Source organism: Planktothrix sp. (genome assembly GCF_046067725.1).
In the GTDB taxonomy this organism is placed as follows: Bacteria; Cyanobacteriota; Cyanobacteriia; order Cyanobacteriales; family Microcoleaceae; genus Planktothrix.
Genome location: NZ_JBJUDF010000165.1, coordinates 1 through 15969, shown reverse-complemented (window position 1 = coordinate 15969; position 15969 = coordinate 1). Strand labels below are relative to the sequence as shown.

16 protein-coding genes are annotated in these 15969 nt (G+C 38.8%); 3 read left to right on the top strand and 13 right to left on the bottom strand.

What is annotated here, in order from left to right; translation table 11 throughout:
• A complete protein-coding gene (locus tag ACKPEB_RS09860) occupies positions 1-525 on the bottom strand; it encodes a hypothetical protein (protein ID WP_408964707.1) in 525 nt (174 codons plus the stop codon).
• Between the two features lie 130 nt (positions 526-655).
• Here ACKPEB_RS09860 and ACKPEB_RS09855 point away from each other — a divergent pair, with 130 nt between their 5' ends.
• Positions 656-1648: an aspartate carbamoyltransferase catalytic subunit gene (locus ACKPEB_RS09855; protein WP_408964706.1), complete on the top strand. Its 993-nt coding sequence runs from the start codon at positions 656-658 to the stop codon at positions 1646-1648.
• Positions 1649-2050: 402 nt separating this feature from the next.
• Here ACKPEB_RS09855 and ACKPEB_RS09850 read toward each other — a convergent pair whose 3' ends face one another.
• The 5 genes from ACKPEB_RS09850 to ACKPEB_RS09830 form a co-directional block, all read right to left on the bottom strand.
• Positions 2051-3460, bottom strand: coding sequence for an ABC transporter substrate-binding protein (locus ACKPEB_RS09850; protein WP_408964705.1), 1410 nt, complete (start codon positions 3458-3460; stop codon positions 2051-2053).
• 291 nt (positions 3461-3751) lie between these two features.
• Entirely contained in the window at positions 3752-5083 is a 1332-nt protein-coding gene (gene ovoA, locus ACKPEB_RS09845; protein ID WP_408964704.1) for a 5-histidylcysteine sulfoxide synthase, read from the bottom strand.
• A 281-nt stretch (positions 5084-5364) separates the two neighbouring features.
• The gene (locus tag ACKPEB_RS09840) at positions 5365-6759 is read right to left on the bottom strand and encodes a protein kinase domain-containing protein (protein WP_408964703.1); all 1395 of its coding nucleotides are present in this window, start codon (positions 6757-6759) and stop codon (positions 5365-5367) included.
• Positions 6760-6985: 226 nt separating this feature from the next.
• The gene (locus tag ACKPEB_RS09835) at positions 6986-8026 is read right to left on the bottom strand and encodes a LysR family transcriptional regulator (RefSeq protein ID WP_408964702.1); all 1041 of its coding nucleotides are present in this window, start codon (positions 8024-8026) and stop codon (positions 6986-6988) included.
• A 52-nt stretch (positions 8027-8078) separates the two neighbouring features.
• Entirely contained in the window at positions 8079-9068 is a 990-nt protein-coding gene (locus tag ACKPEB_RS09830; RefSeq protein WP_408964701.1) for a LysR family transcriptional regulator, read from the bottom strand.
• Positions 9069-9199: 131 nt separating this feature from the next.
• Between ACKPEB_RS09830 and ACKPEB_RS09825 the strand changes: the two genes are divergently transcribed.
• Positions 9200-9913 (top strand): NnrU family protein, encoded by a 714-nt coding sequence (locus ACKPEB_RS09825; RefSeq protein ID WP_408964700.1) that lies wholly within the window; start codon positions 9200-9202, stop codon positions 9911-9913.
• Positions 9914-9961: 48 nt separating this feature from the next.
• On the top strand, positions 9962-10333 hold the full coding sequence (locus ACKPEB_RS09820) for a thioredoxin family protein (protein WP_408964699.1): 372 nt from the start codon (positions 9962-9964) through the stop codon (positions 10331-10333).
• A 67-nt stretch (positions 10334-10400) separates the two neighbouring features.
• Here the strand turns inward: ACKPEB_RS09820 and ACKPEB_RS09815 are convergent, their stop codons facing one another.
• The 7 genes from ACKPEB_RS09815 to ACKPEB_RS09785 all read right to left on the bottom strand — a co-directional run bounded on the left by ACKPEB_RS09815 (position 10401) and on the right by ACKPEB_RS09785 (position 15882).
• Positions 10401-10841: a hypothetical protein gene (locus ACKPEB_RS09815; RefSeq protein WP_408964698.1), complete on the bottom strand. Its 441-nt coding sequence runs from the start codon at positions 10839-10841 to the stop codon at positions 10401-10403.
• Between the two features lie 235 nt (positions 10842-11076).
• Positions 11077-12636, bottom strand: coding sequence for an ABC transporter ATP-binding protein/permease (locus ACKPEB_RS09810; RefSeq protein ID WP_408964697.1), 1560 nt, complete (start codon positions 12634-12636; stop codon positions 11077-11079).
• On the bottom strand, positions 12597-12914 hold the full coding sequence (locus tag ACKPEB_RS09805) for a hypothetical protein (protein ID WP_408964696.1): 318 nt from the start codon (positions 12912-12914) through the stop codon (positions 12597-12599). Before ACKPEB_RS09805 ends, ACKPEB_RS09810 begins: the two co-directional genes overlap by 40 nt.
• A gap of 150 nt (positions 12915-13064) precedes the next feature.
• Positions 13065-14042 carry an MvdD family ATP-grasp ribosomal peptide maturase gene (locus tag ACKPEB_RS09800; protein WP_408964695.1) on the bottom strand — a complete coding sequence of 326 codons (978 nt, stop codon included), beginning with the start codon at positions 14040-14042 and terminating at the stop codon, positions 13065-13067.
• Between the two features lie 22 nt (positions 14043-14064).
• On the bottom strand, positions 14065-15042 hold the full coding sequence (locus ACKPEB_RS09795; protein ID WP_408964694.1) for an MvdC family ATP-grasp ribosomal peptide maturase: 978 nt from the start codon (positions 15040-15042) through the stop codon (positions 14065-14067).
• Between the two features lie 176 nt (positions 15043-15218).
• Positions 15219-15359 (bottom strand): microviridin/marinostatin family tricyclic proteinase inhibitor, encoded by a 141-nt coding sequence (locus ACKPEB_RS09790; protein WP_408964693.1) that lies wholly within the window; start codon positions 15357-15359, stop codon positions 15219-15221.
• A gap of 382 nt (positions 15360-15741) precedes the next feature.
• Positions 15742-15882 carry a microviridin/marinostatin family tricyclic proteinase inhibitor gene (locus ACKPEB_RS09785; protein ID WP_408964692.1) on the bottom strand — a complete coding sequence of 47 codons (141 nt, stop codon included), beginning with the start codon at positions 15880-15882 and terminating at the stop codon, positions 15742-15744.
• Positions 15883-15969: the final 87 nt, after the last annotated feature.

The following is a 15969-nucleotide window of genomic DNA, read 5'->3' as shown; positions in this document are numbered from 1 at the left end:
TTATAACGCAATTTCTTCTCCTTTTTCGGTAAAAATTACTTGATTGATTTTCCAATCAGGATGATTCGTTAAGGTTTGGCGTAAACTACCAAATAACGCTAATTGTTCACAACTGGATAGGGAGTTAAAGGTTCGTTCAGCCGTTTTGGGAACGCGAAAATCAATAGTAACAATTTGTTGTTCTGAATCAATATTTACCCGGTAACTTAAGGGAAAGTCTGAACTGCTTTGCTGGTTTAAAACTTCAGCAATTGCCGTTTCTAAGGCTTGTTCCTTGGGAACGGTAATTTGACGAGGAACTAACTCAGAACATTGATTATCCACCTGATAAATGGTCACTGGAACCGTGTTAGCTGGGGAAAGAGCTTGTTTTTGAGGTTCAGGTGGGTTTGGAAGGGAAATCGAGGTTGGAGACGGAGTAGGCGGTTGAGTTGAAGGGTCAACCCTCGGAGAACTACAACTACTTAAGCCCAGAATAGTAACCCCCACTAGATAAGGAACTAACAACCTTTGGAAAGTCTTCATGATTCTAAAGTGATCAGTGGAAATCTGTATTAATTTATGATTCAAGGTTGAAGGTTACTATTCCGTTTTGAACAATCACCGAGTATGATTAAACGTTGGATCTTAATCCTGATCATTTTATTATTTTACAATGGCTACTGATCCTTGGACTCGCCGCCATATTTTATCCCTGGCTGATTTTACGGTGGCGGAATATAACACCATTTTGCAAACGGCAACCAGCTTTCGAGAAGTCTTAGGTCGTCGGACTAAAAAAGTTCCTGCCCTACAAGGTCAGGTGGTGGCAAATTTATTTTTTGAACCCTCAACCCGGACTCGGAATAGTTTTGAACTCGCTGCAAAACGACTATCCGCAGATACTTTAAATTTTGCTCCGGGCACCTCTTCTTTGACCAAAGGAGAAACCATTCTTGACACCGCTAAAACTTATTTAGCGATGGGTACGGATATGATGGTGATTCGTCATAAAGAAGCAGGAGTTCCTTTTGCAATTGCGGCTGAATTAGACCGTTTAAATGCTAAAGTTGCTGTTTTAAATGCCGGAGATGGTCAACATGAACATCCGTCTCAAGCTTTATTAGATTTATTCACCATCTGTGGAATTCTTGACCCTGAACATCCAAAAATTGAGTCATTAAAAGGAAAAAAAATTGCTATCGTTGGAGATATTTTACATTCTAGGGTGGCTCGGTCTAATATTTGGAGCTTAACGGCCATTGAAGCCGAACTTCATTTAGCAGCACCGCCCACTTTATTACCCGAACTGTTTGCAGAATTTGGCAAAAATCGTCCGGGTCAATTATTTTTACATTGGGATTTAGAACCGGCTTTAGAAAATGCTGATTTTGTCATGACGTTGCGCTTACAAAAGGAACGCATGACCGCCCATTTGTTACCGAGTTTACGAGAATATCATCAATTATTTGGCATTACCCATGAACGGTTAAAATCCTGTAAACCTGATGTTAAAATCCTGCATCCAGGGCCCGTCAATCGGGGTGTAGAATTAAGTTCAGAATTAATGGATGATCCTCAATTCAGTTTAATTTCTCAACAAGTTACCAGTGGAATAGCGGTGAGAATGGCATTGTTATATTTAATTGGAGGAGGAAAACCCAGTTAAACGGATATTGACCTTGACCTCAACACCCATCCCCCTAAAACTGGGACAAGTTGGGTCTTTTTATAAGTTATTCTTATTTCTAGGTGAAATAACTTGAGTTATTCCAAAGATTGTCAGGAAATCTTAAAAAATATTTGAGAAATATTCTCAAATTGTTGACGAAAGCATCGGGGTTCTGGTACAATGGAAAAAATATCACCCAAGGGCTTATTGTGTCTGTAGCCCAAAATTAAGTCTAAAACCCCTATTCTTCCGTTAAATATTCTGATTTTCTGACAAAATCTGCGTGAGACGATGCACGAATTTTAGAACCCAACCCTGAAGCCCAAAATTAGGGACTTGACAAAATCAACGTTTTATGCAGTTACCCTAGAACTCTACTTACTGTTCCCTAGTGCGATATTAACGAACTGGAACAAAATCATAACCAAAACTTGAACGATTTCCGGGTTCAATGGTGACTAATTGTAAGGCTTGATTGCGATCGCCAGACGGTAAAAAACGAATCACTCCCGTTGCACCTTGAACATTAAAATCCGAGGTAGAAAGAACTTGTTGAACCCCGGTGCGGGTGGGATTTTTACTAATAGCAATCATTAACGCTTTGGCTGCATCATAGCCGGTTGCCGTTCGCCAATTGACATCTCCTCCCCAGAGTTGATTTGCTTCTTGAGCAAACTCAGAATTAGGGTTCGCTAAAATATGCCAAGGAATGGCAATCACCATCCCCACCGCATCACTTCCGACTTTCAAAGTTTCCGGTCGATATACACTATCTCCTCCCAATAAAGGGAACTGTTTGCGATTCATTCGTACCACCTGTAATGCTTGTTCAATGGTGGATAAATCAGGAGTTAAAACGATTGCTTCCGCACCTTGCTCACGGGCTTGTTCTAATGCTTGTATCGGATTAAAATTGGGTTTAGCGATATCAAAAGCCGTAATCACTTCGCCTCCATCTCCACTTAAAGCCGTTGTAAATTCCGTTTGTAAAGAGCTACTATATTCATTGGTACTGTTAAAGAAAACAACAGCTTTTTTTAAGTTTAATGTATTTAAGAGATATCGGGCTAAGGTACTTCCGGCAAAGCGATCGCTCGGAACAGTCCTAAAAATAAAGTCTCCTGCATTAGAAATCTCTGTAGCAGTGCTGGTTGGAGAAATCAAGACTAATTTTCCAGCTTCATAAATCGGTGTGGCGGCTAAGGTGGTGTTACTGCCATAATGACCAATGACCCCTAAAACTTCCGAATCATTGACTAATTTTTGAGCCACTTCTGAAGCAACTGCCGGGCTATTATCATCATTAACAATCATCACCTTAAAAAATTTTCCGTTTAAACCTCCGGCTTTGTTAACTTCTGTTTGCGCTTGAGCAACCCCCCTTAAAATTTCTTGGGCGGTATTGACTGACGTTCCAATAGGGATAGATACAGCTAGAGTATAATAGGATGAATTATTTTTTAGAATTTCAGCATTATTTTTATAAATTAACGTTTCAGGATCATTTTTATTTTGTTCTAAAGCAGCATTAAACTGTTGAATGGCTATTTCATATCGACCAGAAGCTAACGCCGATGTTCCCCCTTGTTTTAACGTTGAATCTCCTGATGGAATTAACACTTTTTCTCCTTGAGAGATGCGAGTATCAATAGTTCCAACCGCCATATTGGGAGAAGACGTTGAGGGGATATTTCCGCCAGGCGATAACGGTTGATTTCGCTCGAACCACCAAAAATAACCCGCCGCTAATAACCCTCCGGTAATTAACAGGGCTAAGACAAAGATTAAAGATTCATTTTTTTGAGACATGGGATTTTCAAGGTTATAATTTTATGAATAGTCAACTCAGATCTATTTTAACACTCTTAGGAAGAATTAACTCATAGATGAATCTAACAAATTTTAATCAATCCTAATTTTTTGATTCATCTCAATTAAATACTGAGAAGTGAATTAAGAGCTTGAATCAATTTCTAACTAACCCGATTAATAATAGAGTTAGAACGATGACCAAGCTCATTTTAATCAAGATCACGAAGCGGTTACTCATGGTTTTAATAGAAAATCCGGGCATTAAAATGACCGACTCCTGAGATCCGTCTAAATATCTTGAACAATCCGAAAACCTGCGTGTTGATAGAAATGGGGACGAAACCAATTGCGATAATATTTCAAAGCTTCTGCGCCGTTTGTAATCCAGCATCCCCCTAACATCATTTGATGTTCGGTATCAAAAAAGATGGCTGAGTTATCTTCATAAAGGAAATGGGGTTCATATCCCGATAAGGGGTTTAAGTGATCACTTAACCATTCCCAAACATTTCCCCGCAAATCATAGAGTCCAGAGTCACTTTTTGCAGTTTCTAACATTCCGACTGGAGTCGGTGAACCGAATTTTAAATTAAGATTGTAATCGTTGACATCCTTTTCTAAGCCATTGCTATAGGTTGCGACATGGTACTCAGCTTCATTCATTAACCGAGTTCCCTCCCCTTTCCAGCGACAATAAGCCATTGCTTCATAATAATTGGTTTCTACTGGCCAATCTAAAGGTAACTCCATTTCATCAAATTGAGCGCGATATTTGTAGTTGCCATTTTCTAAGCGCCAAAATTTAGGATGTTTAATCTTATTTTGAGTTTTCCATCGCCAAGATTTTTCATCCCAATACTCTTGATTTTCGTAGCCACCCGCTTTGAAAAAATCAAGGAATTCCCCATTAGTAATCAGATATTGACTGGCTAAAAAAGGTTTGACTTCAACGGTGCGTGAACCATAATCAATATCCCAACCATAAGTGGAATCATCAAAGGCTTTACCCAGTTTAGCCACCCCACCTGGAACTTGCAGCATTTCATTCTTAGGCGTTAAACCGTTAGAAGGAGCATAGTTCCACCCTGAAGGGCGTTTGACTCGCTCTAGGGGAAGCTGACGCAATAACATGGAAGACGTTTCTACATGAATCCGTTGATGTTCAATGCCCATGATTAAGGCCCATAGGGGATGATGGGGAAGAATGGGCAGGGTAATTGGGACTTTTTCAATGAATTCTGATAGTATTTCTAATACTTGTTGTCGATATTGCCAAACTGTTGTCACGTCGGGCCATTCGAGATGGGCGATCGCTTGATTTAATTCCTCTGGGATTTCTGGATCAACCCCAATTCCAAACAGAATTTCATAATCAGGATTGAGGCATTTTTCTAATAATCCAACGAGACTTAATTTATTGATGTAAAAAGCTGCTGAATGTCCCAGATAAAAAATGAGCGGGTTTCTTAACGGGTCAGGATTCAGATAAAAGGTGTCTTCCCCAACTAAGCTATTGAGGAATTGCTCTTCAAGTTGCCAAGCCTCTTGAAAATAGTTGAGGAGAGTTTGGCGATCGCAACAATCTAGTTTAGGTGGACAATGAGATTGTAAAGTATTCATGGTTACTCTGAATGAATGTTTTTATTTTATCCCTACTTTTTAATTCCTTATCAATTAATTTTGTTTAGGGACTGAGCTTAACGAATTTTAATAAATCCTAATTTTTCGATTAAATCTTGACCTTGAGACGTTAATAATAGTTAACTGTAAGTTTCTCCAGCTTGTTGTTCTATGGGGTGATTTTGTTTAATAATAATAAATAAACGCCGGGTTAGGGGATAGTCTCCGGTTCTAAACACAACGTTTTTTTGAGCCATAAGATTCAGGAGGTTTCGGAGTTATTATAGAATTCTTTGCAAAAGAAGATAAACTAACCGAAATAACGCGGTAACAGCCACCGCTAATATAGCAGTGATAAAAGGAACCATTGTTAAATTGACATAAAAACTACTTAATTTTAATAAAATAAAATATAGAATTCCAATGGAAATAAACGCAATAATAATAAAATCAATTCCCCATTCAATCCAACGGCGATATACAGCCAGAATTAATCCTATACTAGCAACTAAACCGATGATTGATAAAACCACCGGACTGAACCCAAACCCTTTAAATACAGCAAATCCTAAGCAAGCCAAAACTCCCAACTCAAACCCGGTAAATGCCGCACTCGATAGCAATTCTAAGGGAGAGGTAAAACGAGGGGGGACAACAGGTTGGAGTTGAGTGCTTGAAGCAGATACAGGCGGAGGAGAAACTGAGGAAAGCTGAGGAATGGGTGGGATTGAAACCGGATTTAAAGCAGTTAAAACTTGAGTCGCAGAACCAAAGCGATCGCTCGGTGTAGGTAATAACATTCTATCAAAAATTGGAGCTAATTGATCGGAAACCGAAACCAATTGTTTCCACCGCCATTGATCACTATAACTATCAAATAATTCTTGGGGTTCTTTTCCCGTTAATAACACTAAACAAGTCACAGCCAAAGCATATAAATCCGTTGAAGGAAAAACCGTATATCCTCGCATTTGTTCAGGAGGTGCAAACCCCAAGGAATAAATACCCGTTGATTGACCCCCTGGATTTTGTGTCACCTGTTTCACCGCCCCAAAATCTAATAAATGTAAATGACCCTGTTCATCTCGCATAATATTAGAGGGTTTAATGTCGCGGTGAATCACATCATGATCATGAACAAACTCTAAAATTTTGAGAATTTCTTGTAAGACTTCTCGAACTTCAATTTCAGAAAACTGTCCTTTGGTCGCCAGTTCTGTTTCTAAGTTTTCGCCTTTAATATATTCTTGAACAATATAAAAAAATTGTTGAGCTTTTGAGGATTGCCATCCGGGTGCTTCTAAGGGAAAATAGGCAAATAAATCAGGAATTTGGAGGTGTTGATTTCCTAATTGTTCTAAAACATGAGCTTCTCGTTCAAACAGATTTTGGGCGGTTGCTAATTGTTGGGGGCTTAAATCGGAGGAAGGTTGAAATTGTTTAACAACACAATATTTAAAAGTAGGAGAACGACGATCTTTTGCTAAAAATGCGGTTCCAAACCCTCCTTTTCCTAATAATCTTTCGGGAAGATACCGACCATCTAAGATTAAAGGCATTCCACAGGTTGTACAGAATTTTTGCTGGACGGTTTTAAGCAGCATTGGATCTTCTAAATCCGTAAAATTATTGCGATCAGCACCAAAACAACTGGGACGAGTACAGTAAATTTTCATAGTAATGAACACTCTAGCAATGGGAAATTAGGAATCGTAATTCTAGTTTTTTAGGGTCTTTTTAAGACCGGGTACATCATTATAAATGTTTTAATTTTTAAATCAAAAATTATGATCTTTTAATGCTAGAATTTATGATCACATTTTTGCAATTCAGTTCCTCATTTTATCAGTAAACAATAAAAACCAGGAGTATCCGTTTCTCAAACTCTGAAAACATTATCGTTTAAAATTCAGATTCTGGTTCCTCCGGGTCGTTTAAATCGGAAGCGGGAATAAAAGTTTCAAAGTTAGCCGAGAGTTTAGCTGCATTTTGAGATAAATTATCGGTCTTTAATTTCCAATCTGGGGGAGCAAATAACGGTAAAATATCTTGACTAAATGCTTCGGCTGCCTTAGATTGATAACGATTCGGGTTAACAATGACAGAAAGCATCCGTTTAACCACAACATCTTCAATCATGACTCGATGTAAAATATTCATTTGTAACTCTTTTTCAATGGCTGAAGTCGAGACAAATGCCGCTCCTAAGCCCGCTTGGACAGTATTTTTAATGGCTTCAATGGAATTTAACTCCATTTCCACTTTCAAACAACGGGGATCGATCTGACATCGAGTTAACACTTGATCAATCACTTTGCGAATGGTAGACTGAGAATCTAAGGCAATAAATTGTAGTTGATATAAATCTTCTTTCTGAATTGTCTTGAATTGAGCAAAAGGATGGGATGGAGGAATAATTAAAGCTAATTCATCTTCAATATAAGGCTGAATAGTTAACGCCTCTTGTAATTCTGGTGGAACTTCTCCCCCAATAATAGCTAAATCAATTTGTCCATTAGCAACACTCCAAGCAGTGCGTCGTGTCGAATGAACATGAAGTTGAACCGCAACATCAGCATATTTTTGTCGAAATAATCCAATCATTCGGGGAAGTAAATATGTCCCAGTGGTTTGGGAAGCCCCAACAATTAAAGTTCCTCCTTGAAGATTTTGTAAATCCTCAATAGCGCGACAGGTTTCCTGACATAAACTCAGGATTTTTTCACCATAATTGAGGAGCAAATGTCCCGCTTCTGTTAATTTGGCTCTGCGTCCTCCTCGATCAAATAAAGGAACGCTTAACTGTCGTTCTAAATTTTGAACTTGTAAACTAATGGCAGGTTGAGAGACATATAAACTATCTGCCGCCCGCTTAAAACTTCCCTCAGTCGCGATCGCTTTGAGAATGCGTAATTGATCTAACGTAAAAGGAACATCTGTCATTGTTGCAAAAGGTATAAAATTCAGGTGAAAATTCTGTAGACTATCAGATTCATTAATCAGATAAAGGTAAGGATGTATAATCCATTGGATACTGAATATCAATGGAATGTTGGTTAAAATTCGGGCTGGCAAATTTGGGTAAAATTTCATTAGTAAATGCCTCAGCCGCCTTAGAGCGATAGCGATTTGGATTATAAATCACAGATAAGGTTCGTTTGACAATTACTTGATCAATTTTAACCGTTTGGATTACCCCCATTTGCAATTCTTTTTCAATGGCAGAGGTAGAAACAAACGCCACCCCTAACCCGGACTGCACGGCATTTTTAATTGCTTCAATGGAACTGAGTTCCATTTCTAATTTCAGATGGGTGGTATCAATTCCACAACGAGTTAACACTTGATCAATGACTTTGCGAATCGTAGATTGAGAATCTAAGGTAATGAAATTTAATTGATATAAATCCTCTTTAAGAATAGTCTCACGTTGGGCAAATTCATGGGAGGTGGGAACAATCAACGACAGTTCATCCTCAGCATAGGGAACAATTTCCAACGCCTGAGCCAGTTCTGGAGCAATTTCACCCCCGACAATGGCTAAATCAATTTGTCCATTCACCACACTCCAAGCGGTGCGTCGGGTTGAATGAACATGAAGTTGAACCGAAACATCCGGGTATTTTTCCCGAAATAATCCAATCATGCGCGGGAGCAAATACGTCCCGGTGGTTTGAGATGCCCCGATGATTAAGGTTCCCCCCCGCAGATTTTGTAAATCGTCAATGGCGCGACAGGTTTCTTGACAGAGGGACAAAACTTTTTCACCATAACTGAGGAGCAGATGACCGGCTTCGGTCAGTTGCGCCCGACGTCCCCCCCGATCAAATAAGGGCACATTCAACTGTCGCTCTAAGTTTTGTACCTGGAGACTGACAGCAGGTTGGGAGACATACAAACTATCAGCAGCGCGTTTAAAGCTGCCTTCAGCGGCAATAGCTTTAAGAATCCGTAACTGATCTAAAGTGAATGGAAGGTCAGACATATTCCTCAACCTCGGTAAAATCAGAAAGCTTAATGGCTGTTAGGTTTGGGGATCAAGTTCTTTCAGCATACTGCGGGATGATCTGTATTGAAGTTAACTTTATTATCTATCCAAATTGAAAAGAGGTAAAAATGTCCGATCATTGGCTAACTCCGAGCCATTTTGTCATGTTAGGCTTATTGTTAGGATTTGCGATCGCCCATAGTGGTTTAGCGGCACTGCGACCTTGGGGAGAATCAAAAATTGGCCCCCGACTGTATCGGGTTTTGTTTGCCTTGGTGAGTATCCCCTTCGCCACCGTTCTGATTATCTACTTTTTTAATCACCGTTACGATGGTTTACAGTTGTGGCTGGTGCAGGATGTCCCAGTTGTTAAACCGATCGTTTGGGTGTTATCGGCAATTTCGTTTATTTTTCTCTATCCAGCTACTTTCAATTTGTTAGAAATTGCCGCCATTGCTAAACCGGAAGTTCATTTATATGAAACGGGAATTATTAGAATTACCCGACATCCTCAAATGGTGGGTCAAGTGATTTGGTGTATCGGTCATACCTTATGGCTGGGAACCAGTTTCACCTTGTTAACTTCCCTGGGGTTAGTGTTGCATCATTTGTTTGCTGTGTGGCACGGGGATCGCCGTTTATTAGCTCGTTATGGGAAATCTTTTGAAATGGTGAAATCTCGGACATCGGTGATTCCCTTTGTGGCGATTTTACAAGGTCGTCAAACCTTTGAATTCAAGGAGTTTTTCCGATGGGCTTATTTAGGAGTGGGTGTTTTTATTCTCTTACTCTGGCAAGTTCATCCATTATTAATTCGTGCCACTGGTAACGTAGACTGGTAGCATGATCCCAGGGATATAAAAACATTCATTAATAAAATTCGAGGGATCATGCTATTGTCGGTCAGTGAGCAGATGTTTCCGCAAGAAGTTCTCGAAGCTTCTACTCCCGTTCTTGTCCATTTTTGGGCACCTTGGTGTGGACTGTGTAAGCTGATTATGCCTCAACTACGTCAATTCCAAGAAGACTGGCGAGGCAATATCAAGTTGGTTGCGGTTAATGCCGATCAAAGTTTAAAATTAGCCACCACCTATCGCCTACAAACCTTGCCAACCTTGATTGTTTTTGATCGCGGTCAAGTGTTATATCGACTCGACCATTTTCAAGGGCGAGAAGATTTACGTCGCAGCTTGGATACGTTCATGGCAAGTTATCACAAACAGAGCCTTCAAGCTTCTAAAGTTCTACCCTTAGAAGTTTGACTTGTTTGGGCGGGGTTTTCCCGCCCCAACTTAATGATTCGTTAACTTTTAGGATGGAAATTGATGGCTACGCCTCTTCAACAACCGTAACCACTTGAGGAATATCAATCACTGTATTCTCAATCGGTTTGGCTTGAGTGAGTTGGTTTTTCAGTTTTAGTTTTAAAGGATCGGTAAGCGGTAAAATATCAATTTCCTTGAGAAGATTGTCTAAAGGTTCATTTTTAGCACGCTCAATATAGACAGCCCCAAGAACCATTTCAATTCCATAACCGGTTAAACTATCTCCAATCACCGCCACTGGGCCAGCTAAAGCCGTTGCTAGAGCCACAACCAGTCCTGCACCCCCAAAGGTGGTAAATGTCGCTGCAACAATAATACCCGGTATGGTTAAAGAAGCAAATTTTTTGGCAACTTCATCTAAGGAAATTCCCATAGATGCCAGTTGTTTAGAGAGTTCTTCTGGGGAAATTCCTAAAGCGGTTAGTTGTTTATTGAGTTCGTCCATTGACTTGAAACCTTGCGAAATTGAATAAATTTTTGGGTTCAATTTTAATACTGGTTTACAGTATAGCGGATTCGTGTAATTTCGTTAATCGATTATAAAATTGTCTTCAAGATTATCCTGATTTTTGTTGCCTATTTTATCCATTTTGTAGCCTTTTTTTGTTCCCACCGGAGTTTGTCTCCTTCAACTTGAGAAAAAAGGTTAATAGCTAGGTAATGTTTGACAACAGAAATGACTACTTCAACCGAGATGTTGTAGTCCTCTTTTTTGTTTTATTGCGAGTTTCTCCTGTACTTTTTGGGGTTGAGTCTTGGGTTTTTTGTCGGCGATAGTCCTCAACGGTCATGAGTTGCCAACTTGAATCTTGAGACAGTTCTAAAACCCATTGATGATAATTCAATAAACTGTCTCGATGCCCAACACTAATAAATGTAGTTTTAGTTGCTTTGAGTTGTTCATATAAATGGTTTTCATTGTTTAAATCTAAGGCACTGGTGGCTTCATCTAAGATGGTAAATTTAGCCCGAGTAATTAAGATCCGGGCAAAAGCAAGACGCTGTTGTTCACCCAAGGATAAGATATTTTCCCAAGGAACTTCCGTATCAAAACCATTAACACGGTTGAGTAAATGTTGCAGATTCACTTGTTGTAAAATTTCTGTTAATTCCCCATCACTCAAGGAATGATCAGTGTGAGGATAAAGTAATTGTTCCCGTAAGTTTCCTAAAATAATATAGGGACGTTGGGGCAAAAATAGTAACTCTTCCAACGGAGGACGCACAACACGACCTGTTCCCGCATTCCATAAACCTGCAATTCCCCTCAATAAAGAACTTTTCCCTCGACCACTGGGGCCAACAATTAATAAACCTTCTCCTGGGGGAACCTGCAACGACAAATCTTCCACAATCACTCGTTCGTAATTGGGAGTTTGTAAGGTAACATCTTCAAAACCGAGATAATTGTCTTCTTTGACTTGAATAATACTGACATTTTCGGGCTTTTGAGTGACCGTTTTTAAGGCTGTTGAAAATTCGTTCAACCGTTCAACATAACTTGAAAAATATCCCGCATTGCTAAATTCACGGATGACTTCTCCCAGGGCGTTAGAGAACATGAAACTCGCTAAACTTACTTGATTAATTTGTCCAAAATCAATTTTTCCCTCAATAAATAAAGGGGTAAGAATGAACATGGAAAATACCGTAACCGCCGATTGATAAGCTCGATTAAAAATATCTTGATTTCTTTCTTGATTCAGACGACGTTCCATTGATGCAATCACATTATTAAAGCGTCGCTGAATAATTTTTTCTTCTTCGGATTCTCCTTGGAAAAAAGCAATAGATTCAGCATGATTGCGAACATGGGTTAAACAATAATTATAATCTGCCTTACAAGCTAATTCCTCTTGATTAATTTTATTTAAGGCTTGATTTAAGTACAGAGCAATTAAATTCCCCAAAACTGTATAAACAAAAAGAATAACAGCAATAACGGGAGAAATTGTATAAAGAATAATCATAAACGCTATCATCTCTAGGACTTTTTCAAAGAAAGTTCCTGAAAAATTAAGCGCGGTTCGAGTAATCGGTTCTAGTTCTTGTGCTAACCGTTGATCAGGATTATCAAAACCAGATTTAAAGTTAAGGTTATAATAGGCGCGATTACTTAAATATTTACCTAAAAATACATGATTAAGCCATTTGTACCAATCTAAGGAAATTTTTTTCCGAATATATTTAGAAAATGCTCCTAATAGTGTACAGAGACCAATCCCAGCAGCGAAACCCAAAGCGTTCCCAGATATTTAGAAAGATCTCTCTCTTCAATCACAATATCAAGAACATAGCGATTCCAATAACTATTAAACGCTGTAATACCGACAAGTGCAAGCACTAATATAATCATCAGCGTCAGCATTCCCCAAGTCCGAATTACATCAGAGAAAACTCTTCCTTTGGAGTCGGTGGGATACCAGTAAGGTTGAATAATAACTTTAACTTGTTCCCAAAATGAAAAAAATGAAGCCGTCGGATTAAAAGGTCGCTCATCAACAACTTGAGTTTGCATATTTTATAGCAGGGAACAGGGAACAGGGAACAGGGAACAGCTTAACAGTAAGCAGTGAATGATTTTCAGGATTGATCTGAATCTTCTGTGTATTTTAACTGATTTGTGTCACTCTCCCATCTTGGCTTTCCCAGAATTAACCGACAATTGTTATTTTTTATTCACTAAAATTTCTCCAATGGCTTGAGAAATTGGAAAATAAGGGGAATATTTTTCTAACCAGAAAAACTCTCCCACTGGGTTAACTTCCAGAAAAATATGCTCTCCATCAGGACTAACAATAATATCAATCGCTCCATAATTTAAACCTAAATAATTCATCAGTTGAAAGAGCTTTCCCTCTACATCGTTAGGCAAATTATAAGGTTTCCAATCTTGAACTAAGGCTTTTCCTTCTTTACGCCAATCATAAGTTGAACCTTGCAAACTTTGAGAATCTACCGAAGCCGTAAACGCCTGATTTCCGACAATAATGGTGCGTAATTCTAAAGCTTTAGGAATATTTTCTTGAAAGGTCATGGGACAGAAACGCAGTCCATCTAGTTCTGCTAAATCTTCTTCGGTTACTGGACTGGTAAACACCACTAATTCTTCCCCCAAATCATTATAAATGGCAAAGGAAGATAACATTTTAGTCACAATTCCCCGTTCCTGACATTCCTGAGCAAATTGTTTCACTGCTTCTGGATTATTGGAGGTTAAAGTCCGAGGCGTTATTAATCCTAATTCCCGTGCAATTTTTAACTGTAATTGTTTATGATTGGCAATATCGACATGGGACATTTGATCAAAATGAAACGCCGGAAGACTGGCGATCATTCCTCTTACCGTGCGCCGACATTCTTCGATGGAAGCTTTCCTAAATTGTTCATCCATTGTCTCAGGAATTTTAGCTCCGTAGCGCATCCGTCGATACCAAACTGACGATACTTCGCTTAAATCTAATTTCTGATCGCCATCGGTAATAATAATTCGTTCAGCATCACTATAATAAATATCCAGTTTAACTTCCGTCGGAAATCGATCGGTATCAAATCGAAAGGTTTTCCCCCCTCGTTCTTCAATGGCTTTTGTGACTAAGGGAATACTTTCATTATCTTGACTAAATGTAACGATTAGAACGGTCATTGATTTTAATCCTTGAAACGGTTTACTTTATTAAAGCATCTGCGATCGCATCAGAAATCGGTAAGTTTAAATCTTTTTCTAACATTCCCCATTCGCCAATGGGATTGACTTCTAAAAAGATATATTCTCCCGATGGCGTCACGATGAAATCGAAGGCGCCAAATAATAGTCCTAACTTCGCCATAAAGGCTTTAATTTGATGGATTAAAGACTCAGGAAGTTGATGGATTAACCAGGAACCCACATTCACCCCAGAACGTCGCCAATCCACCGTAGAATCATTATAAATGGATGAATCTAATGCTCCTACAAACACCTGACCCTCGACAAAGACAACCCGTAATTCTAATTGTTTAGGAATTTCGGCTTGAAACACCATCGGACAGTAACGCAGTGACTCCGCATCCTCTAAATCTTCCGCTTGAACTTTACTGGTATACAAAAAGAAATCAGTGGGTTCCATACTGCGGGAAATGGCGGTTAATAATTTACTCACCATTTTTCCCTCAACTTGTTGAAAAAATTCTCGCACTGAGTTGGGGTTATTCGTTACTAAAGTTGGAGGAATCACTAAACCGACTTCTGAGGCGACCCGCAGTTGATAAAGTTTATTTTTAGCCGCTTGAATGCGTTGTAAATCATCGACCCAACGGGCGTTTCTCAAACTATCCCAAAACCCGTCTAAGGTCGCTTGAGATTCTCGAATACAAGCGTCTCGAAATTGGGGTGCTAATTCTGAACTGAATTGTGGTTCCCAAATGCGGCGCATCCAAACTGATCGCACCTGTTCTGTATGAATTGACTGATGATTATAGGTGAGTTGGTGCTGACTTTGGGATGAGTTAAACTGGGCGGTTAATTGTACTGATTCAGGAAATTGATCGGTATCAAGACGAAAGGGTTCTCCACCTTTTCTCCTCACCGCTTCTGCGACCCGATCAATTGTGAAAAAATCTTTACTATGGGTAATTAATAAAACAACATTACATGACGAGGACATAAAAGATCTTCTGGAATTAATTTTTAATAAAATTATTATCTATTCAGCAAAAATAAATCTTTACCGACTTTTTGATTCGCGATCGGTAAAGATTGTATTTGACATTTAGGCTTGGGGTGATTGCATCAGCACTAAGCCTAATTGATCAATCAAACGTTTGATTCAAGGAATAAAGTTTAGTATTCTTCCCAGTCAGAAGGATATTTCAGAGTGGTAATAGGTTGGGTTTTATCATCAGCTTTAGAAGATTGTGCTTCTAAGAAACGAGCAAAAAAGGGCAGATTTTTGACTTCAGATCCTTTAACAGTATTGGACATGAATTCCTCCAGAAAAGTTTTGTTCTGTTTCTATTTTTATATCACTCGATTCAATAGATGTCAACCCTTTTTTGGAAAATTGTTTAATTTTAAAAACCTCTGGACATTCAGTATAATTACTTAAGTTTTTTAGTTTTTTTTAAGGATTAAAGCATGGAAACAATCCCCACAAAACGATTAAAACTGCGTCGTTTGGGCTGATTAACAAAACAACATTATTGGTCAGCAATTTTTAATAGAAGTATTGATTCAGCAAAAATAAATCTTTACCGATCTTTTGATTTGGAATCGGTAAAGATTGTATTTGACATTTAGGCTTGGGGTGATTGCATCAGCACTAAGCCTAATTGATCAATCAAACGTTTGATTCAAGTAATAAAGTTTAGTAATCTTCCCAGTCAGAAGGCCATTTCATGGTATAACCGGGTTTGGTTTTATCTTCGGCTTTAGAAGATTGTGCTTCTAAGAAACGAGCAAAAAAGGGCAGATTTTTGACTTCAGATCCTTTAACAGTATTGGACATGAATTCCTCCAGAAAAGTTTTGTTCTGTTTGTTATTGTTTTAACACCCCATTTAATAGATGTCAACCTTTTTTTCAAAAATTATATG